The organism is Pseudarthrobacter kochi (genome assembly GCF_055412805.1).
Map to the genome: position 1 here is coordinate 43,939 of NZ_JBVAYV010000012.1, position 19,768 is coordinate 63,706.

The 19,768-nt window shown below is 62.5% G+C and carries 18 protein-coding genes; 13 read left to right on the top strand and 5 right to left on the bottom strand.

Features of this window, described 5'->3' with window-relative positions:
• The first annotated feature begins 39 nt into the window (after positions 1–39).
• The 5 genes from ACZY0Y_RS08375 (at position 40) to ACZY0Y_RS08395 (ending at position 7,667) form a co-directional block, all read left to right on the top strand.
• Entirely contained in the window at positions 40–4,032 is a 3,993-nt protein-coding gene (locus tag ACZY0Y_RS08375; RefSeq protein ID WP_463957385.1) for a hypothetical protein, read from the top strand.
• Between the two features lie 146 nt (positions 4,033–4,178).
• Entirely contained in the window at positions 4,179–5,342 is a 1,164-nt protein-coding gene (locus ACZY0Y_RS08380) for a DNA-binding protein (protein ID WP_463957386.1), read from the top strand.
• An 8-nt stretch (positions 5,343–5,350) separates the two neighbouring features.
• A complete protein-coding gene (locus ACZY0Y_RS08385; RefSeq protein WP_463957387.1) occupies positions 5,351–5,500 on the top strand; it encodes a hypothetical protein in 150 nt (49 codons plus the stop codon).
• A gap of 48 nt (positions 5,501–5,548) precedes the next feature.
• Complete coding sequence (locus ACZY0Y_RS08390; protein ID WP_463957388.1) at positions 5,549–5,785, top strand: hypothetical protein; 237 nt, start codon at positions 5,549–5,551, stop codon at positions 5,783–5,785.
• A gap of 355 nt (positions 5,786–6,140) precedes the next feature.
• Positions 6,141–7,667 carry a recombinase family protein gene (locus ACZY0Y_RS08395; protein ID WP_463957389.1) on the top strand — a complete coding sequence of 509 codons (1,527 nt, stop codon included), beginning with the start codon at positions 6,141–6,143 and terminating at the stop codon, positions 7,665–7,667.
• Positions 7,668–8,207: 540 nt separating this feature from the next.
• Here ACZY0Y_RS08395 and ACZY0Y_RS08400 read toward each other — a convergent pair.
• Positions 8,208–8,600, bottom strand: coding sequence for a helix-turn-helix domain-containing protein (locus tag ACZY0Y_RS08400; RefSeq protein WP_463957390.1), 393 nt, complete (start codon positions 8,598–8,600; stop codon positions 8,208–8,210).
• Positions 8,601–8,740: 140 nt separating this feature from the next.
• Here ACZY0Y_RS08400 and ACZY0Y_RS08405 point away from each other — a divergent pair, with 140 nt between their 5' ends.
• From ACZY0Y_RS08405 to ACZY0Y_RS08435, 7 genes are all read left to right on the top strand, one after another.
• A complete protein-coding gene (locus ACZY0Y_RS08405; RefSeq protein WP_463957391.1) occupies positions 8,741–9,175 on the top strand; it encodes a hypothetical protein in 435 nt (144 codons plus the stop codon).
• Positions 9,175–9,345 carry a hypothetical protein gene (locus ACZY0Y_RS08410; protein WP_463957392.1) on the top strand — a complete coding sequence of 57 codons (171 nt, stop codon included), beginning with the start codon at positions 9,175–9,177 and terminating at the stop codon, positions 9,343–9,345. Before ACZY0Y_RS08405 ends, ACZY0Y_RS08410 begins: the two co-directional genes overlap by 1 nt.
• Positions 9,346–9,445: 100 nt before the next feature.
• Positions 9,446–12,031, top strand: coding sequence for a DUF3854 domain-containing protein (locus ACZY0Y_RS08415; RefSeq protein ID WP_463957393.1), 2,586 nt, complete (start codon positions 9,446–9,448; stop codon positions 12,029–12,031).
• Positions 12,028–13,911 carry a DNA polymerase gene (locus ACZY0Y_RS08420; protein WP_463957394.1) on the top strand — a complete coding sequence of 628 codons (1,884 nt, stop codon included), beginning with the start codon at positions 12,028–12,030 and terminating at the stop codon, positions 13,909–13,911. Before ACZY0Y_RS08415 ends, ACZY0Y_RS08420 begins: the two co-directional genes overlap by 4 nt.
• On the top strand, positions 13,908–14,198 hold the full coding sequence (locus tag ACZY0Y_RS08425; protein ID WP_463957395.1) for a hypothetical protein: 291 nt from the start codon (positions 13,908–13,910) through the stop codon (positions 14,196–14,198). The genes ACZY0Y_RS08420 and ACZY0Y_RS08425 overlap by 4 nt, the downstream gene beginning before the upstream one ends.
• A 498-nt stretch (positions 14,199–14,696) precedes the next feature.
• Entirely contained in the window at positions 14,697–15,155 is a 459-nt protein-coding gene (locus ACZY0Y_RS08430) for a hypothetical protein (RefSeq protein ID WP_463957396.1), read from the top strand.
• Between the two features lie 338 nt (positions 15,156–15,493).
• Positions 15,494–15,610 (top strand): GNAT family N-acetyltransferase, encoded by a 117-nt coding sequence (locus ACZY0Y_RS08435; RefSeq protein ID WP_463957397.1) that lies wholly within the window; start codon positions 15,494–15,496, stop codon positions 15,608–15,610.
• A gap of 130 nt (positions 15,611–15,740) precedes the next feature.
• On the opposite strand, the gene ACZY0Y_RS08440 is transcribed toward ACZY0Y_RS08435, so the two are convergent.
• Together ACZY0Y_RS08440 and ACZY0Y_RS08445 are read right to left on the bottom strand one after the other, a co-directional pair.
• Entirely contained in the window at positions 15,741–16,763 is a 1,023-nt protein-coding gene (locus tag ACZY0Y_RS08440) for a putative endonuclease domain-containing protein (RefSeq protein ID WP_463957399.1), read from the bottom strand.
• Complete coding sequence (locus tag ACZY0Y_RS08445; protein WP_463957401.1) at positions 16,760–17,515, bottom strand: hypothetical protein; 756 nt, start codon at positions 17,513–17,515, stop codon at positions 16,760–16,762. Before ACZY0Y_RS08445 ends, ACZY0Y_RS08440 begins: the two co-directional genes overlap by 4 nt.
• Before the next feature lie 144 nt (positions 17,516–17,659).
• Between ACZY0Y_RS08445 and ACZY0Y_RS08450 the strand changes: the two genes are divergently transcribed.
• Entirely contained in the window at positions 17,660–18,028 is a 369-nt protein-coding gene (locus tag ACZY0Y_RS08450) for a hypothetical protein (RefSeq protein ID WP_463957403.1), read from the top strand.
• A 34-nt stretch (positions 18,029–18,062) separates the two neighbouring features.
• On the opposite strand, the gene ACZY0Y_RS08455 is transcribed toward ACZY0Y_RS08450, so the two are convergent.
• The gene (locus ACZY0Y_RS08455; protein ID WP_463957405.1) at positions 18,063–18,251 is read right to left on the bottom strand and encodes a hypothetical protein; all 189 of its coding nucleotides are present in this window, start codon (positions 18,249–18,251) and stop codon (positions 18,063–18,065) included.
• Positions 18,252–18,275: 24 nt separating this feature from the next.
• On the bottom strand, positions 18,276–18,542 hold the full coding sequence (locus ACZY0Y_RS08460) for a hypothetical protein (protein WP_463957407.1): 267 nt from the start codon (positions 18,540–18,542) through the stop codon (positions 18,276–18,278).
• Between the last annotated feature and the right edge of the window lie 1,226 nt (positions 18,543–19,768).

Sequence of the window (19,768 nt, forward strand, 5' to 3'; positions counted from 1 at the left end):
TCCCCGGAGCGGTAGAAAAGATCAATGCAGAATAGGGCCATGAGCCACAATGCAAAACAGCACGAAGAGTCTGGGATCCCTGGAGGACGTCGGGCTGATCTGGCCCCCACGGACGGCCTGCTTCCGGACCGGTTTGAGGATTTCACGGAAGATCTTCTTGTAGCGACCAGGTTCGTAGCTGGGCTGTCTCGACCTGTGCAGCGCGTTCAGAGATGGGGTCGCCGCGGCGACAAGCAGGACGGCATCGATTTCGAGGGAACCTGGACAGATGGCTCGACAGCTGCTTGGCAATGCAAGCGCCTCGACGGTCTGACGGCCGCCGACGTTCGCAAGTTCGTAAAGGACTGCACGTTCATCGCTGACGAGTACTACATCGTGTACTCGGGCGAAGCGTCATCAGCGGCGCGGCGAGAAGTGAAGAACCACGAAGGCTGGGACATCATGGACCAACGCGGCTTGACCCAGATGGTGAAAAGCCTCCCATTACACCAGCAGCGCAAGCTCCTCGACGCGTTCTGGGGTGAGACGTTCCGCCGCCATTTCGTCCAAATTCCTGGGGTGGATTCCTTCCTCGGTATCTCGGAAGTCTCAGAGCGGAGGCGTACGGGTGAAGACCTTCTAAATGACCTCGGACCCGGTGTCGGACGTGTCTCGGAAAAGGCAAGGCTATCCGAAGCGCTCGGTCGGTCCGTCGACTGGCCTCGCATCGTCATCGTCAACGGGATCGGCGGTGTCGGCAAGACCCGTCTCATGATTGGCTGCCTCGAGGCTTTTCAAGTAGCGAATCCCCCGGTTCAGGTGCTCTGGCTCTCCCCCGGACATGACCTTGACAAGGACGCGATCAAGCTGCTGCCTATGACACCGGCGGTCATCGTGGTCGATGATGCTCATCGCAGCCCAGCGGATCTCGCGATTCTTCTCAACTACGCCGCGGAGAACGCTGGAACACAGCTCGTGCTCGGCGTCAGGGGTCTGGAAGCGCAGGCCATTCGTAACGAGGTGATCAGGATCGGCTTCCGCCAGGACCAGATCCGTGAAATCACCGTCGGAAGACTTAGCTTGCCTGAAAGTCGCGAGTTGGTGGCTTCTCTTGCCGACGGGCTCGACCTCAGTCGTTCCCTCTTGGAAGCACTTGCTCGACAGGCACGGGATACACCGTTCATGGCTGTCCTGACGCTGAACATGATCAGACGCGGCCAGCTGACAGGACGTCTGGCCCTCAACAATGATTTGCGGGAGCAGGTCATGGCCCGATACGGGGACATTCTGACTGAAGGCATTGATGCTGTCGGCCCCGCACCCCTCAAAAAAGTGCTCGCAACATTGTCAGCGCTTAGCACGATCAATATCGACGATCCGGAGGTATGGGCCCGGATCGTCGGGCTGGCAGGCATCCCGCTGTCCGATTACCTTCGCCTCCGCGAACAGCTCGGTAACCGCGGCATCGTCATTGAACAGAACGGCAGGGTGCGTGTCATGCCTGAGCTGTTCGCTGATCAGGTACTAGAGCAGGTTTCATCGATCGGCGGGACCGACACGGGATTCGTTGAGGAGCTCTGGAACGCCCTCGGTGACGTGGCTAGAGAGGACCTCTACACCTCGATAGGAAGCCTCCAATGGCGGCTTATCCATCGCTCCGGCCCCGAGGTAATGCATCCCGTGTGGGCAAGCATCGAGACCACTATTGATCATGGCGGCTACGGAGATCTCTATACGCTGGCAGGCCATCTCGGATTGCTCCCGCTCACCCAACCGGCGAAGACGCTAGAGCTACTCGGCAGGATCCGGCACCGGCTGGATGAACTCGATGATCTTGAACCAGGTCAACGACCGGCGCGTCTGCCTGGCGACGCTGCGATCGCATCCTTGTTCGGAACGGGCGAAATCGATCGTACCGCCGTGGAACGAAGGCTGGCAGTCCCCTACGGTGCCTGTGCAGCCAACAGTGCTGAATGGCTCGAAACAGCACTTGGCGCTCTCTGGGAGCTCGGCCGCCGAGACTCACGCCCCGTCGACTCGACACTGGATCACCCCCTGAGAATTATCATCGATCAGCTCTGCAAGGTGAATCAGCTTCCCGATCCGTCCTACGCGGAGCGCATCATCGCGACAGCCGAGCGGTGGCTCGAGAAAATGGATCCACGCGATGCCGTCACGCCACTGACGGTACTCGCGCCGTTTCTTGCCAAAGAAGGAACGACCAGCGAGATACAGGATCCTCGTGCCATTTCGCTGGGCCAATTCCAGGTCAATCCGGCGTGGGCTCGACCGCATCGGGATGCTGTTCGGGCCTTGTGCGTGAAATATGCAAAGGACGAGAACCTGTCGCTCACCGCTGAAATCGTCAGGCTCCTCGAAGATGCCGTCCGGCCACCCCTTGGCTATTTCGGAGCGACTGTTCCCGATGAACAGCGCAATGCCTGGGCGGATGACGATCTCCAGACCATCGAAGCCCTCCGGACCATAGCCGAATCCACCACGAAGCCCGCCATACGGAGAACAGTGTGCCGCGCGGTCGAAACCCCAGCCGGATACTCCAGCTCGCCGGAAGTGATGCACGCAGCCCTTACACTCCTCCATCAGCTCGATCAACGCGAGGATGACGAGCTCAGCGATCACCTGCTCGGCGGCGGACGGTTGATCGTCGTTGACCCTCAGCGAGGGAAAGATGCGCCAACGCTTAGCGAGTGTGTTGAGAAAGTGGCTGCCGGATCGAAACACTCCGAGGAAAGTGAGGCCGAATTCAGTCGTCGGATTGAAGCGCACGAGCGTCGATCCCACCAGAGACTCCTCCGACTTACCAAGTCGCTCTGGGGCCCGCATGCCGATGCGAAAGCAAGCGTAGACCGACTTGACGCGGAACTGCGGGAAGCCCTCCTCACGTCAGAAAGCACACCCAATCACCAGATCATCACCCTTCTGCAGCTCGCCGCCAAACAGCATGCTGAACGCTTACCGGACGTCGTCGCGGCAATCGTTGATCTCTCCGACGGCCCCCTTGATGCCGGTCTACCAATCCTCTTGGACTGCCTCCAGTCCTCCGACAAGACCCTGGTCGACCAGATCGTTGCCGGGACAGCAGCCCAACGTGAAGGTGTCCGGTGGGCTATCGGACGCGCTGCCGGATTCTTCGCCTGGGCGAACCTAGGATCCCCCTACACTGAGGCGATCACCGCTGGAGTGGAGGACCCTTCGGAGCGCGTTCGGCAGGCATTCCTAACAGCTTTGCAGTTCGTCGAGGATCCAATCACCGTTTCCAAGGCCCTGATCGCCGGGAAGGCAACGGACAACACCATCTATGACATCCTCCGCATTTCCTCAGGCGGCGCTGCCAGGGACTGGTACAGGAACCTCACCCATGACCAAGCGGCTGCGGTACTCGACCTTCTGGGTACCATCCAGGTCGGGACATGGGAGGCCGAGAAGCCGATCACAGACATCGCAACGACGCATCCGCGGCTGGTCCTTGACGGAATGACCGGGATCCATTCCCTCCGCCATCTTCTGCGAAGCACCGGGGATCACGGCCTCCGCACCGCCTTGTCCGGGAAGCCCCACGAGGTCGCAGCCTGGATCCTCGACGGGTGCGAAAGCGACGATCCCGGACAGGTCGCATCAGCACTGACCAAAGTGACAGGAGACCGGCTTACTCGAGACGTCACAGACGAGCTGTGCGCTGCCGTGGGCAACCTCGGCGAGGAGCAACTCGAAAACCTCCTCGGAATTCTGGCCTCCCTGAACGCGTGGGCAGCCCATCACATCGAGCTGGCGCGACGGCTCACCGAGCATGCCCGCACCTTCAGAGAAGATATCCGCAAGAACACTTTGAACCGGGTTTCACAGCATCTCACTCCACACTTTTGGAGCGGAAACGACGCGGGGTCGCCCGAGCTCCAATCGGCACTAGCCGCACTCGAACGTGCCCTGGAGTCCGAAACGAATGACGAACTTCGCCGAGCCGAAGCAGAAGCCCGACAAATCGTTCTGGACAAAATCAAGGAGCCCGTACCCGACTACCTGGACGAGTTTTGACCGCCGATCTGAGTTTCTGGTGGCGGCCAAACTCAGGCTTGGCGTGTAGGTCCACATTTACGATTCCCACGGTGTACATTTCGGAGGCATAGACCAAGGACTGATCTATCGAATAGGAACTGAAGTTTGGGGGCTTCACAGTGCATGTGATCATTGCGGGAGAGTCGGTGCCGATTGATCGGTCGGTGTTCGTTGATCTCCTGGCGAACTCTGTGGTGAACGGGAGGGCACCGTACATCCACGCTCTCGAGACATCGAAGATCCAATACTCCGAGCTCTTGACGCTTGCCCGGAAAGCGGAGGTCCCGCACCCGCTGTTCTTCGCTCCCCCGTCCGTCATCAAAGCGCAACTGCGGACCAAAACGACAAAGCTCCTGCAAGGTGTTGCGCCCGACACGTTCACCGTGAACACGAGGACGACCGTGAAGCTGCGCGATGTGGAACTGATCGTCAAGGACCTTCTACGCAAACAGGAATTTGCGCGGAAGCACGACTCCTCGCTGGTAAAGAACAAGATTGTTGGGCTGCTCAAGAAGCCCCGCCCGAGCGTGCAGGAAGACGCCGAGGCACTGACTAATGCGCTCGGCCTCGACCGTGATGCGATCCGTCAGGCACGCAAGAAAGAAACCGCGCTGGAGCTGATCATCGAACGACTCGCGGCCAACCAGGTGCTCGTATCCCGAAGCGTACGAGGCTTCATGCCCCAGCTCATCGAGGTCCACTTCAGCGGCATGACCGTGCGCGACTCGAAAGTGCCCTACATCTTCCTGACAGGCGGGGACCACGACGACTTTCAGGAACCGGCCGGCCGGCAGATCTTCACTCTCGTTTTGATGGCTGTGCTTGTTGCACGCGGGATCTTCGCGCCCGTCAGCTACGACGCCAACAGCACCGCCTCTGACGCTGGCCGCGAGTACGACATCGTGGGCGAGATCCTCATGCCTTCAGGCGAACTGACAGGACTAACTCTCGCAGCCCTCGACGATGTAAAGTCCGCAGCCGACTTGTTCAAGGTGACCCCGAGTGCTCTGGCGGTCAGGGCGATGCGCCTCGGCAGGCTCACCCCCTTGACCGCAACGGGGTACCTGCGCGAGCTCGAAGAGGAGTTTCGTGCCCGGAACAAGACGAAACCGACGCGCCAGCCGAAACCCGTCAACGCTATAAAGAAGTACAGCGGCCGCGAGCTAACCATACGAATGCTCCGTGCCGTCGATGAGCGGCGGCTCCCCACGCGAGAATTCTGCCGGGTCGTCTGCCTGAACCGGATCGGCCCCAGTGACCTCGGCGAACTGAAGGCAGCGCTCCGATGAACGAGGAGATGTACCTCATAGATAACAACGTGCTCTCGCACTTGTCGCCGATACAGCGAACAACTGAGTTCTTCCATGCGCGCTGCCGGATCCCGTCCGAGGTGCTCCACGATGCCGACGGATACGCTGACGCCGAGGTGCTCAAGGAGGCCGAGTAACCGACCACAGCGAGCGTTCTGAAATTTCTTCAGACAATCATGGCCACCGTGCCTGAGGACGATACTTCGCTCGTGAACCTCTATGCGAACAAAGGCGCTGCGGACCCGATTCTTGTCGCCTGCGCTCTGGACGGGATGCGGGAAACAGCCAACCAACTCTTCGGATGGACGTGGGTCATCGTGTCCAACGACAACGCTGTCAGGGCAAAGGCCACAGAATTCTGCGTCGAATCGTGTACACGTGAGGAATTCTTCTCCAGGACACGGGGCAGCTGGACCGCCTGAGGGGCATGACTCTGGTTGCGTGACCGATTCCGATGAGTTCCTGCGGCAGCCATGTTCACTTCACCAAGACCGGTCCACCCACTTCCGTCGGTCCAGGGCCGGTTCTCGTTCTTTCTGGACCCTGTTTGGCACCAAGTCGTCGAGGTCCTGTCCCTGAGCGACGCGTGGGGCGCCTTCTCACTGAATCGCTCGGTCCCCCGAGCGCTTTCAGTCCCGGGAAGGGCACCACCGCCAGCCTCTCTGATCCCAGTTGGTTCGACCGGAACACCGGCCGGTCTGAACGTCGCCGGGCTGCGACACCCACCCGTAACTTTCGCCGGAGAATCACAGAGTTCGAGGTGTGTACTGTTGATGCATGGCGCCCACCAACCTGACTCTCCGCGAGTACCTCCGCGTGTCCTTCGACAAGTCTGGGGTCGGCAAGAGCCCGTCGCAGCAGCACGATGAGATGGCCGCAGGTGCCCAGCAGAAGGGCTGGACGCTGCATCCCAGTCCATACCGAGATACCGACCGCAGCGCGAGCCGGTACGCGAGGAAGGCCCGCGAGGGGTTCGCCGAGCTCATGGCCGATCTCGAAGACGGAAACTTCGACGCCGATGTACTCGGGATCTGGGAGTCGAGCCGGGGCTCCCGCAGGACCGGTGAGTGGATCGATCTGATCGAACTCTGTGCCGACCGCCGCGTGCAGATCTGGGTGATGACGCATAACCGCACTTACGACCCTACTAACGCGCGTGACCGTCGCAGCCTGCGCGAAGATGCGTCAGATGCCGAGTACGAAAGCGACAAGACGAGCGAGCGGCTGCGGCGCGACGTGCGTGCCAACGCGATGAAGGGCCGTCCGCATGGCAAGCACATCTTCGGCTACGAACGCGTCTACGACCAGGTGACGCGGCAGCTCGTCGAGGTGGTCGAGCATCCTGAGCACGGTCCGATCGTGCGCGAAGCAGCCAGACGAGTGCTCGCGGGCGAGACGTACTACGCGGTCGCGAAGGACTTCAACGCGAGGGGCATCCCGCCGAGACGTCCCTCGTACACGGAACGCCGGAGCGTCCTGGGCTGGACGCCGCCAGCGGTCAAGCAGATGTTGACGATGCCGGCATATGCAGGCCTGCGGCAGCACCAGGGGAAGGTTCTCGAAGACATCCAGACAGTCTGGCCGCCGCTGATCGAACCGGATGAGTGGCACCGGATGCAGGCCGTCATGGCCGGACGGTCGAAGCAGAAGATCAACAGTTGGCCAGCGAAGCACCTGCTCGGCGGCATCGCCGTCTGCGGCGTATGCGGGGCGGGAACACGCATCGGGAAGCAGAATGCCGGTCGGCCGGGGAACGACAAGGAGACGGGCGAGCGGCTCCCCCAGCAGCATTACAACACCTACATCTGTCAGGGCGCGCCCGGCAAGACCGGGTTCCATGTCGCGATGAAGGAGGATCATCTGGACCTGCTCGTCACCGAAGTCGTGATGGCACGCATCCAGCGCCCGGACTTTCTCGCCCGTGTTGGCCAGGAGAACGGCGGCATCGACGAAGAACGCGCCGCATTGCTGGAGGAAATCCGGCACCACCGCGAATGGCTCGAGGAGGTTCGTACGGAAGCGGAGAAACGCAGGAACCTCAGCGCGCTGTTCGACCAGGAGAGCAGAGTCGCTCCCAAGATCGAGGCGGCCCAGAAGCGGCTGAACTCGCTGGCTGCTACGGACCCGCTGATCATTGAACTCGCCGGAGCGGACGACGTCGAGGCGCGCTGGGCTGAGTTCTCCCTGGTTCACAAGCGCCAAGTCATCCGTCTGCTGGTGGTGCCCAGGATTCATACAGTCGCCCATGACTGGAAGGGCCGGAGGGGGATCAACCGCGACCGCGTGCAATTCACCTGGAAGTAGCATGGGTCCGCAGCCTGTCCCGTCGACAGGGCGTTGACGAGTTGGGGCCGGGACGCACGACCGGGCAGTCAGTGCACCGCGAAGCGCAAGCGCACTCCCCCACAGGCAGGAGTTGCTCGGTCCGTCGCGAATGGGCGTAACCATGCCCAGGAGCAGCTGTCGGCGTCGGCAAAGGCGGCATCGGAGGCGAATCAGTCTCGCCCGTTCAATCCACCCTCTTGGCCGCGAGGTGCTAGCGGTGCTGGACTCATCTTGGTGAGCGGGTGAGCAAGCGGTGAGCAGCGACAATGCCCTTGCTCACCTCTGAAATCCGTAGGGTTCCGCGGAGAACAGAGTCATGGTGAGCAGGAGACCAAGAAGTAGAGGTCTACGCACGGCGGGGTGTGTGCGCTATTTTCTGCGCACGTGACCCACACACACATGTTCCGGCAATGGCGCCGAAACCGCTCACCTACTCACCAACGATCAGAAACTAGCTCTTCCCCGCGGAAAACAGCCGGTGAGCACGGTGGCGAGCAGCAGAGAGGGATGCTCACCTGCTCACCGAGGTTCTTCATCGGAGCTCTCCAACTGCTCGATTTCCCGCTCGATCGAAGCCACCGCTCCCATTGCCTGACGCAGCTCGGCTTCAGCCGCGGCTTCACGACCCTGCTGCTGCCCGAGTTCTAGGCGCAACCGGTTGAGACGAGCCTCCGCGGGGGTTTCTTCGCTCACCAACGCGGCCAGCGGTACATTGAGGACGCGGGCCGCGAACACCGCCTCATCAAGCCGGACAGCTCGATCCCCCTTCTCGATCTTGGTCACCGTCGTGGCGTCGATGGGCACCTCGAGCAGCTCGGAGAGCCTCCTGGCAAGCTCTCCTTGAGTGATCCCCGCCGCTCTACGCTCGTCCCGCAGACGTCGAGCAAACGTCGCTCCCGGCGTGTCCGTCATGTCAATCCTCCTCATCTTCAAGTACCTATGCTGCGATATGATCAGAATACACGGCGCAGTTGCCAATATCGCAGCAAATCGTGTAGCCTTGGAGCAAGACAGATCGCAGCGATGCCGCAGTCCACACACTGACTCTTCCAGTGCGGCAGCGATCTTCAACCCCGGACGACGGACGCAAGGGACCTATCCGAGAGGTCCTCATGCCCACCTCCTTCATTCGGAGCGACCGCACCCAGCCTGCGCGTCTGCCCGCTGCGCCCGAACGCACGAAACCTGAGCGCCTGTTCGCCCTTCGCGAGCTTTCTGAGATGGGCTACGGGTCGAGGCGAACGAACCTGAACCTCATCAACGCTGGACTGCTTCCCGCAGTGCGCGTCGGCACTGCCTTCAAAGTTCGCGAGAGCGACCTGCCGCTCTTGGCGGCTCCGATTGGAGAAGCGTCTTCCGCACCCATCGAGCCCGAGGCAGAGGACTTCGACAGCCTTGCCGCGGCCGCATCCCGACTGGTCTCGGCCTGGCCCCGCATGGGCCCCAGTCTCAGGGACGATCTTGCTCAACTGCTGGCGGCCGCCTGATGCGCCCCGTCGCGGCCCGGGAAGCGGAAACAACGTCGCTGAAGGAATGGGCCAAGCACATCGCCGCCGAAGCTCCGCCGCTTTCTGACGACCAGTTCCATCAACTGCACGCCCTCTTTGTCGGCAGCGCCCGTTTGCACGAACGCAACGAGCTCAAGACCGCGGCGTAGCACGCGGTACTACCAGACGTAAAGGGCCCCGCAGCAGCTGTGAACTGCACGGGGCCATGAAGGAAACGAGACTTCCTTGGAAACCATCCTCCCCGAAAACATGCCTTCGCGCAACGGCAATCCAGCCGAATCCACCTCGCTCGCCGCTTACGCGAGTCTCGTCCCCCAACATGCCGATGAGCTCGCCAAGAGCGCGATCCCGGCATCAGTGGCCGCCGGTCAGGGTGTCCACTCGGCCTCCTGCCGTGGTGAGCTGCCCGAGTGGGCGCAGTGGATTGCCGACGTCGACGGTGTCGCTGTGTTCCCGGCTCTCGTGTACCCAATGGTGCAGCCGGACGGCTCCGAGACCGGGCAGGTGAAGCCCTCCCGCGGCAGCGTAATTGCAGCCGACGGCCGCCTTCTCAAGTACGTCTCGCCCGGCAAGAACAACAACCCGCCGAAGCTCCCGGTGCTGCGCGCGGTCGCTAACCCTGAGGTCGTCCTCATCGTCGAGGGCGTCAAGCAGGCGCTTGCTGCCCTCGCCTGGGCCCCGGACAGCTGGTCGATCTACAGGATCACTGGCATCTGGTCATGGTTGGTCGCCGGCGACGGTGAGGACATCCCGAGCGCCCCGACCCCTTACCTGTCCCTGGTTCAGGGCCACAAGGTCGTTATCGTCCCGGATGCTGACGCGGCCACCAAGATCGCCGTCTTCGACGGTGCGACTGCGCTCGGCAAGGCGTGCGAGGCCTACGGCGCGACCAGCGTGAAGTTCGCACGTCTCCCGGGCGCTGGCAAGGACGGCGTCGACGACCTGCTCGCCCGCCTGGCCGATGACGCCGCTCGTCGCAACATGCTGCATTCGTGGGTCACAAACGCGAAGCCCAAGCCTGCAGACCTCGATATGCGCCGGCAGGCGTCGATGCGGGCGCAGCTCTCGGCAGAACGCCGCGCGAAGGCGACGGAGGCCAAGAAGGAAGGTTCGGACAGTCGTATTCCGGTCAATGTCGGAAGGGACATGCTCCAGGTCGTGCTCGACCTGGTCGATGCGCTCAACACGCGTCGCGGCGGCGTCCACGTCTTCCATCGGTCGAACGAACTGGTCCGCCTTCGGCGCGGAGATGGCAAGGATGGCCCGATCGGCGCGATGAGGATCGAATCGCTCGGCCAGAACTGCCTCCGGCGCGAACTGCTCGAGGCGGTGCGCCCGTTCACCGAAACGCCCCGCGGCCCTGAGCCTGCTGTTTTGACGAACATGGTCGTGGACCTTGTCGCCGACCATTACGACCAGCTGCCGCGGCTGTCCGGGATCACCCGCTCCCCCATCGTGCTCAGTGACGGGACTGTGCTGACCGCCCCCGGTTTCCACGCCCGGAGCGGAATGTTTCTCGACCTGACGCCGGACGTGGACGGTATCGCCGTGCCTGAGCATCCCACCGACACCGATATCGCCGAGGCGACCTCGCTGATCCGGGACGATCTCTTCGCCATGGACGGCGCGGGCGGCACCGATGGCTGGGTGTTCGCCTCCGAGGCTGACCAGACGCACGCGATTGCGGGTCTCCTGACGCCGATCGTCCGGCAGAACGTCAGGAAAGCACCGGCGTTGCTGTTCGACGGCCTGCAGCGCGGCGTCGGCAAAGGCGAATGCGTTGAGATCATCCACCGTACGGCGTTCGGCACACCAGCTCCGATCCAGCCAACTCCGACGACTGATGAGGAGATGGACAAGCGCCTCACGGCCAAGTTGAGGGCAGGGGCTGACACGATCGTGCTCGACGAGGTCCAGAACAAGGACGGGTCGTCCCGGCTCGACTCGAACTCGCTCAGCGCATTCCTGACCTCGGTACTCTACGAGGGACGTAAGCTCGGCGCGTCCGAGATCCTCAGCTCGCTGAACCTCGCGACGGTATTCGGTACCGGCAACAATATCCAGATCCCCGGCGACATGATTCGCAGGGTCTACACGAGCCGTCTCTCATCTGAGCGGCCGGACCTCGAGACGCGAGACAATTTCCGGCACGACCTCGACACGTGGGTGCCAGAGCGCCGCGGTGAGCTGCTGCGCGCTTGCCTGATCATGATCCGGGCCTGGTACGACCGTGACCAGCCCGAAGCCCCGAAGACTTTCGGTTTCAAGTCATTTAGCGAGTGGCAGCGGGTTATCGGCGGCATCCTCCACCTCGCCGGCATCCGCGGATTTCTCTCGACTGTGCTCGAGGTCCGTGAGAGTGCCGACAGCGAGGCGGTGGACAACGCCGAGCACTGGGCCTGGGTTGAGCTGAAGTTCCCGGCGGGCACACGATTCGCGGCCTCTGAGGTGCTCGCGCAGGCCAAGGCGGACCCCGATGCTCCGCCGCCCTATGGTGTTTCGTGGGACGGCCTAGACGGCCGCAAGCTCTCGATGCTCTATGGCCGGAACCCCCGCTGGTACGCCGACATCCGCATCCGTGAGGACGGGAAGGTGCACGGCGGAGCCAAGGCGTACGTCGTCGAGTATCTCCCCGCAGGCGTCGCCGTGCTGCCGAGCGCAGCACTCGCTCCGTCGCCTGTTCCGGTTCCTGCCGGGCCGCGTCCAGCTGCCGGAACCGCGCCGGGAGAGCTCATTGAGTTCACCGACCGCAAGGGCTTCACGCAGAGGGTCGCACGTGCGATGCCCGCGATGACCGGAAAGACCATCGCGGAACTGGGAGGCAGTGCATCATGAGCGTTCTATTCCTCGACCTTGAGACGGCCGACGCAAACCGTCTTTGGGACTACGGTCCTGGCTTCGTCCGACTCGCCGGCGTGGCCGTCGACAGCACCCCGGTGACGACGACGACCGACATTGCATCCGTCGTCGAGATGATCGAGCATGCCGACCTCGTGGTCGGGCACAACGTGCTCGGATTCGACCTGCCCGCGCTCGAGCGCTATCACTGCCTCGATCTGGCTCGCCTCGTGCGAGAGAACCGCGTGATGGACACGCTGCTCGCGGCACGGCAGAACGACCCGCCACTGTCTGGCAAGGCCGACGCCCGGCGGTACAACCTTGATGCCTTGTGCCGGCGCGTACTCGGCGAGGGCAAGGTCTCCGACGACTCCGGGTCGATGCTCAAGGTTCTCGCCAGCAAGTTCGGCGGCTACGACAGGATCCCCCTCGATCACCCCGACCACGTGCGGTATCTCGTCCAGGACGTCGAGCTCGTGCGCGAGCTGTCCAAGCACCTTATCGTCGACGACTACACCTTGCGGGAGCATCAGGTGATGTGGCGGCTCGGGCACATCTCCAAGTACGGTTGGCGGGTTGATGTCGAGCGTGTTCAGGAGGTGCTCGCGGCTCAGGTGGAGCGTGTGCAGGCGCACAAGCAACGCCTCCATGAGGCCTACGGGCTACCACTCGATGGAGCGAAGCCGCAGGCCACGAGAGTCGGCAAGGCAGCGCTGAAGCGGGCCTTCTCGGATCTCGGCGTCGAGCCGCCTCAAACTGCGAAGGGGAACCTCGCGACCGGCAAAGATTCGCTGGAGGCTATCGAAGCGCAGCATCCAGACAACGCGGGGCTGCTCGAGCTGTGCAGCACGCTGCGTGCCTTCAATGGGGAACGTTCGTCTGCGCAGACGATCTTCGATCACACCGGGCCTGACGGGCGCGTGCACCCGAGCGTGACCGCGCCGCAGGCGTTCGGTCGATTCTCGGTCACGAAGCCCGGCCTCACGGTCCAGGGCAAGCGCGACCGTGGCAACCTGCTCGAGCGGGCACTGCTCCTTCCCGACGAGGGCCAGGTGCTCATCACTGTCGACCTGTCCCAAGTCGACGCGCGTGCGATCGCGATGCATGCCCAGGACCCGGCCTATGTGGCTGCCGTCGCACCGGGTACTGATCTTCACGACGAGATGGCTGCGGCGGTATTCGGCGAGAGCGGTTGGGACCGCACCGCGGGCCACCGTCACCCCCGGCGTGGCGACGCGAAGGCGATTACGCACGCGACGTCGTATGGGATGGGCGCGAGCGGGCTGGCCGCGTACGCAGGGATCTCAGTGGACGAGGCCCAGCGGCAACTGGCCACGCTTGACGCCCGGTTCCCCCGCCTCGCCGCGTTCAAGTCAGCGGTCCGGGACCACGCCAGGGGCCAGATCCTCGTGAACGCTTTCGGCCGTCGGATGCGCGTGCAGCCTGGCCGGGAATACACGCAAGCGCCGGCCGCGATGGGTCAGGGCACGGCCCGCGACCTCATGACCGAGGGCGTGCTGCGGCTCCCTGAGTGGCTGCTGCCGTGCCTGCGCGCGATCATCCATGACGAGCTCGTCCTGTCAGTTCCCGAGAGCAGGGCGGGCGAGGCCGAAGAAGCAGTACTCAACGCTCTGCAGTTCACCCACCAGATCGCGCCGGGAGCGACGCCCGTCCCCGTACTCGCGGAGAAGGGTTCCCGTGGACGCGACTGGGCTGACTGCTACCGCACGGAAAAGCCCTCCTGGCCCGAGGTCGCCCGTGACCACCGCGAACTGACGGCCTGTGACGACGACCGCTGCACGTGGCATACCGCCGACGACACCATCACCAACACCAACACCAACACCAACACCAACACCAAGGAGATTGCAGCATGACGATCAATAACCGAACCGAGGAAAAGCAGGAACTGCTGAACAGCCAAATGCGCCGCAAGGACGTGCTGGAGCGGATCCTCTTCGAATCGCTCAATGCCGAGCCAGCGAGTCAAGAGCAGGTGAAGCGGTTCCTCACAGCTGCACCACCCGAGGTCTTCGTGCTGCTCGACGGCATCATCCCACAGCCCTCGCCGGCGGCCGCCCAAGGCGAGTCATTACACGAGAACCGAATCGTGCAAGGCTTCGTCGGTTGGTCCACGGCGCGCCGGAAGCGTGACCGTCGATGAGCGCCACTGCTTCCGACACCAGCGCTACCGCCCTCCGCGCGCGGGCGCAGGGTGACGTCGCTCTTGAGGCCGCCGTCGACCTCCGGGCGATATCGGCCTGAGCCTGTCCGTTCGTGGTCCCATGCCATGTCCTCGATTGTGCGGCGGGGGCAGCGTTCGGCCCGGCGAATAAGACATCACAGGAACCGCCCGAGGCCATGCTGCTGGGGAGCTGGCCCAAGACACACAGGAGAGACCAGCTTCCTGACGACTCCGGAAGTATTCTCGATCCATGACAGGCAGCCAATCGTCGGATAGCCCACATCTCTTCAAAGTGTTCCCGGGAAACGACCGGCGGAGCTTGATTGTCCGATACCCATACCAAGATGATTCTGACGTCCAGTTTTGTTTCGCTGAAGCCGCCAAACGTCTCGCTGCCTCTTTTAGGGCACAGCCAATCGATGATGCGATCCTCATGCCATTCCTCTTTGGCGGCACGCGATCGAACTGTCCCTAAAAGTGCAGATCAGATATGCAGCCAGGCTTCGGCGACTGAACGGAGATGATGGGGACAGACTTGAACCAGAAGCTCTCAGGGCGAGGCTGATAAGGACTCACCGAATCGGACAACTTGCTAAGGAATTGGCGGAACACTTCACGCATCTTGATTTACCGGCAATGCCTGAGGAAACGATGCGAACGCTCGACTGGCTCGTGGGGGCCGATCCAAATGGACTTGCCTTCCGATACTCGGGTGGATTGCCGGACACCCAGGACTTCATAGATTTCCTTCAGCTCAGCAAATCCCTGGAGGAGACCTACGACATGGTCTCAGCCGGCTATAACGTTCTGTCAGCGTACGGCGAAGCCCAAGACGACTACCTCTCAATACAAAGTGAGCAGCGGGCGGAGTTTGAGGCTGAAATGCGCGCGGAATACGAAGCTGAAATTAGTCAGTACATGGACTACGACTACTGACTCTCGCACCGTTCGGCCTCCGCTCCCCGAGACGCTCCGGCTGATCCAGGTTCTGCTGCCTTTAGCCTCGGCAACGACGCCAACTTCGTCAGGTGGGCTAATCGGTTGGCAACTCTTTCGTCTTCCGCGGTTTCAATTCGGGAGGCAACCGCGCTTGCGCACGACGGCCGTCGAATGAAGGATTTACAAGTCGCATGTTCGCCGATATCCGATCGATCTGTGCGAGAGAACGCCACGACAATCGCAGAGCGGCTGGTACTCCTGGCCGAGATCGATGACGTTCATGTCGGCTTTTGCGTTTCGTCCCCAGGACTGCCGGACTGCAGGACTCGGATCCGATGTTCATCCAGGTTGTCGCGGTTGCTCCGGATGCACAGCGACGAGGAGTGGGGCTGGCACTGCTCACCGCGGCAGCAGACCGGGAGCCCGGGCGAGACATCGCGCTTGCCACCTAGGACGACAACGTCGCGGCACGGTCCCTGAACGAAAAGTTCGCAAAATCAATAGACGCCAGTATTCCGAGCGGTTTGGGATGTCCGTAGAGTGTCCCGACTACCGACTGATTTCAGGACGCCAAATTGCCTCTCAGCGCATGCGCTCGGCGAGCTGGTCGAAGAACTCGGCGACAATTTTGTCTGCACCGTCCCTCATCAACTCGGCCCCGCCAAACCGGTAGACCTCGTAGCCGGCGAGCCTGAGCCGCCGGTCCTCGGAGACCATCTCGCTGTAGAGGGCTGGGCTCGCGGTATCGCCGTTCGCGTAGTGCTGCTTCCCGTCGACCTCGAGGACCACGCGGTGTCTGCTGGAGAACAGGATGAGGAAGTCCATCCGCTGCCGTGCCAACGGGCTGCCGCTCTGCCCGGCGGATCGACGAGCCGACTGGGTTGCGGGGTCGAAGTGCAGGTAGACCTGTGGGATCAGAGCCGGGATGTCGAACTGGCCGTCCCTGTAGCGGGCCGCGTAGGCGTCGAAGACTCGGAGCTCAACCTTGTTGTTTCCCAGGGAAGCCCGCAGCCGATTGTGCAGATCCCATCCGACGTCCCGTGCGGGGATCGTGTCTTCGAAGCCCTCATGCTCTCTCCACCACTCGATCAGATTGCTGAATGTCAGGCCATCAGCAGGGATCGGCTGGTCGTAGACTAGGCAGTACTCGCCGTTGCTGACGATCTCGATGTCGTTGTTGACGGCGTCGCGCAGCACAAGCTCAGGCTTGGGTCCGTTCGCAGCGAAGATCAGGTTCTTTGCCGGCGTGCCGACGCCTCCGCCACGGTCGTACTCTGCGAGTAGAGCAGTCAGATCAGCGAGGAGCCCGCCGGTTACCTCTAGCTCAGCGACGATGCGTCGCGCAAGGGCCACGAGGCGGGGAAGACCCCAACCCGCAGTGTATGCCTTGATGACATCACGTTTCGAGTCGGCGTGGGTTGGCTGCTGCTCGGTCTCCGGCCATGGCAGCCGAAGCTCCTCGGCCAATACCGTCTCGAGGTCGCTCCGCGTGTAGGTATGGATGAGCGCCTCCTCAATGGCGCTCCGTAAGGTGCGCGACGACACCTTGGTTGGTGCCTTTGGGAAGTCGGCGAGAATTGTCTCGAAGAAGTTGAAACCGCTCACGGCACCATTGTCCCTGTCGCTGACGACAGTCGGACCCCGACGAAGACTGAGCCAACATCGGCTATCGCCCTTGACCGGTCTTCGCGTACTGGCGCGTAGTGGTCCGCGGTCCAACGGCCGACGAAGAAGCCGCGGTCGTTGAGCTGGTGCATGCGGGTGTCGATCAGGGGCGAGGCGAGGATCGACTCACACAGCGGCGTCAGCGCGTCCACGACGATCGCGCCGAGGTGGGCGAGGATCTCGATGTGGCCGGTCGATCGCCCAAGGAGCACGGGAGCCATCTGGCTCAGGACGCGCTGGGCGTTTTCCTCGGGCACGCCGAAATGGACGCCTCCTTCGACGTTGGCATAGTACTTCACCACCTCGCGGACGGTCAGCGGTCGTCCTTGGACCATGCCCACCCTCGCGCCGATGAATTGCTTCAGCTTCGGCAGCGCCGGGTCATCGGGCCCACCGATCAGCTCGCGACCGCCGAGCCGGAGGAGGTACGGCAGATCTTCTCCGTGCTGACCGTCCTCCGGAGCGCTCCACTGCCTGATGCGGAACTCCGTCGGCTCCTCCGGGCGAGCGGCCCGAACAGTGTTAAGAAGGGGACGGCCGTCGATGAGGAGCTTGCGCAGGAGCGGCGCGATCCCGAGCAATTCGTAGCGGCTCCGCGCGCCCGGATCCTCGCTCCGCCGTCGGACGTCGCCGACTGTTTCGACGAGGAGCCATTCGGCGAGCATCGTCTCGGGGCCTATCTTCGGTGCCATGTTGCCCCTTTCTGCTGGTGAGACGGATCGCGGTCCCGTCCTCTGGTGCTGACCGCCGGAACCAAGTGTATGCACGCCGATAGAATTGCCTGACGTGCACAAAGATGAGGGGCGACAGTGGGCAATCTCGGGAACTATCAATTGATGACGACCCTTGCGAAGAAGGTAGGCGGCCCGGTCGGGCTCCTGGCCACGACATTGGGCGCGGGATACGTCATCGGCAGGACGACCGAGGCCGGCGGCAAGCGAGGAATCGGCGCGCTGAAGAACGCGATCAAGAGGCGCAAGGTCCCGTGCGAGCTGAAGGACAAGGTCTTCGCTGTCCGGGCCGACGGCACGGATGACCAGGGGCTCGAGTTCAAGGTCGGCGCTGAGTACAGGGTGCTCGAATGCAGCGACGACGCGATCCTCATCGAGCTGATCGGCAATGACGACAACCCGCACGTCGTGTCCGACGCGTTTCTGGTCACGATCTCCGACTTCCCTGCCGGACCCGCAGCCGACGAAGACTGAACCGGATAGGGGCAGCCCGGCGTCGGCGGATGTACTAGTCCACCGACGACGAGAGCGTCTCGAAGAAGGGATCGACTTCCTTCTGACTGCTCTCCCTCAGGAGCGGCGCGAAGGTGCGGATGCTCGACCAGTCCACCGTCATCTTCCAGGCCTTGTGGCCATCCGCGTTGATCGTCGGCGTCTGCTTCGGCTTCTTGGTCTTCTCCATGAGGGTGTCGCTCATCTCCACCAGGTCCGAGAAATCCTCTTAGGCGTTCATGATCCGCACGAGCGCCGCCTCGACGGCCGGGATGCTCAGGCTGTCATTGGCTTGCACCCACGTGTCGAATCTGCGATCCATGGACGCGTGCCCCGCCCACTTGTTGCGCATGTACCGCACGTACTCCAGAGTCAGGTGCTTCTGGGGGTCCATGGATTTTCTGATGTGCTCGACGAGCTCGAGCTCGAGCTCGGCGCTGGCGTCCGTGTCGAGGTCTTCCAGCGTCTTCTTTATCCTCTCGAGCAGGTGAGGCATGGACGCGGTCCTGCCCGGCGGCTTCTTCCCGTCCACCGGTTTCCCCGTAGTCAGGTCGATCGTCGTCGCCCTCGTAGTCCACAGCGTTTGTCTTCAGGAAGAAATACTTCGCGAAGTAGAAATCCTTCACGACCCCCAGGATGAGGTTCCGCTGCGAGATCTCGACGCGCTCGTGCTCGGGAACCTACGCGACCTCGGCGTCGAGGTCCTTGTTCGTCACGCGCGCTCCGGTCAGGTCAGGTCCGGAACTTCGTGTGGCGCAAACGCTGATTCAAAATTGGGCGGTGGCATGCCACAGCATATCGACGCGGCGTGGGGGCATCCAAGAAGGGTCCGCTCTTGAGCCAGGAGAGTGGATCTATGTCACTCATTTCACCCGACTGCCCCGGCCGGGGCAGTCCCAATCAGTCGGCCCGGTTGCGGCGTGTACGAAGGCTCTCGCTTCGTCGAAGGGTTCCCGACCTGGAGGCAGTGGTAGAGCTGACCCAGGAAGCGGCTGAAAGTGCAGCCCCAGAACATGACCCTGGTGAGGAGCCTTGGCCGGCAGTCCATGCCCTGGTCAACCGATTGCCGGAAGCTGCCACTCCTGAGTCCGTCCCTGGCCAGTTCTCCACGCAGGATCATCGAAAATCCGGTACGAGCAGCCCCCGCCCGTAAATGACTACCCGTGGTGCATTTTGGTGCAGGAGTACCTGTGAGCACACCTGCTTTCCTGTGAGCAAAGTGGCCAAGATCGCTAAGTTTACGGGACTTTTGATACAACACCCTGAACCCACTTGACCTCTGAAATGGGTTCAAATCCCACCGTCACCGCCAGTGAAAACCCCCGGGAAACCGGGGGTTTTCTGCATTCTGAGGAGCTTCGTGGTGCATTTTTGGTGCATGTTTCGAGGAATTGCGGCCGCGACGGGATGCCAATGCACGCGCATGACCCGCGGCGATTGTCCCGGCGGCGGCGCCAAGATCCTTCACCTCAGAGATGGAAGTTCCATCTGGGCCAGCGTCGTCACGGCTTCGGGAGTCACCCGGCCCCGTTCCTTGTCCAAGGCCACCCTCAACTGCGCTGCCAGGATATTACGGCGCACGTGGAGAGCCATCTCTCTCCGTGACGCCGGATCCGTCGGGAGCTTCCCGTCCGGCGTTCTCAACGTGACGAAGGGTGACGGCAGCTTAGGGGGCGTTAACTGTGCAAGTCGTACTACCGCCTCCGGCGTCTGACGTCCCTG

Excerpts from the sequence above, each read along its gene's own strand:
- ACZY0Y_RS08375 (WP_463957385.1), top strand. The coding sequence starts at position 40 with ATGAGCCACAATGCAAAACAGCACGAAGAGTCTGGGATCCCTGGAGGA.
- ACZY0Y_RS08385 (WP_463957387.1), top strand. The coding sequence starts at position 5,351 with ATGTACCTCATAGATAACAACGTGCTCTCGCACTTGTCGCCGATACAG.
- ACZY0Y_RS08395 (WP_463957389.1), top strand. The coding sequence starts at position 6,141 with ATGGCGCCCACCAACCTGACTCTCCGCGAGTACCTCCGCGTGTCCTTC.
- ACZY0Y_RS08400 (WP_463957390.1), bottom strand. The coding sequence starts at position 8,600 with ATGACGGACACGCCGGGAGCGACGTTTGCTCGACGTCTGCGGGACGAG.
- ACZY0Y_RS08410 (WP_463957392.1), top strand. The coding sequence starts at position 9,175 with ATGCGCCCCGTCGCGGCCCGGGAAGCGGAAACAACGTCGCTGAAGGAA.
- ACZY0Y_RS08415 (WP_463957393.1), top strand. The coding sequence starts at position 9,446 with ATGCCTTCGCGCAACGGCAATCCAGCCGAATCCACCTCGCTCGCCGCT.
- ACZY0Y_RS08420 (WP_463957394.1), top strand. The coding sequence starts at position 12,028 with ATGAGCGTTCTATTCCTCGACCTTGAGACGGCCGACGCAAACCGTCTT.
- ACZY0Y_RS08425 (WP_463957395.1), top strand. The coding sequence starts at position 13,908 with ATGACGATCAATAACCGAACCGAGGAAAAGCAGGAACTGCTGAACAGC.
- ACZY0Y_RS08435 (WP_463957397.1), top strand. The coding sequence starts at position 15,494 with ATGTTCATCCAGGTTGTCGCGGTTGCTCCGGATGCACAGCGACGAGGA.
- ACZY0Y_RS08445 (WP_463957401.1), bottom strand. The coding sequence starts at position 17,515 with ATGGCACCGAAGATAGGCCCCGAGACGATGCTCGCCGAATGGCTCCTC.
- ACZY0Y_RS08450 (WP_463957403.1), top strand. The coding sequence starts at position 17,660 with ATGACGACCCTTGCGAAGAAGGTAGGCGGCCCGGTCGGGCTCCTGGCC.
- ACZY0Y_RS08455 (WP_463957405.1), bottom strand. The coding sequence starts at position 18,251 with ATGAGCGACACCCTCATGGAGAAGACCAAGAAGCCGAAGCAGACGCCG.
- ACZY0Y_RS08460 (WP_463957407.1), bottom strand. The coding sequence starts at position 18,542 with ATGCCTCACCTGCTCGAGAGGATAAAGAAGACGCTGGAAGACCTCGAC.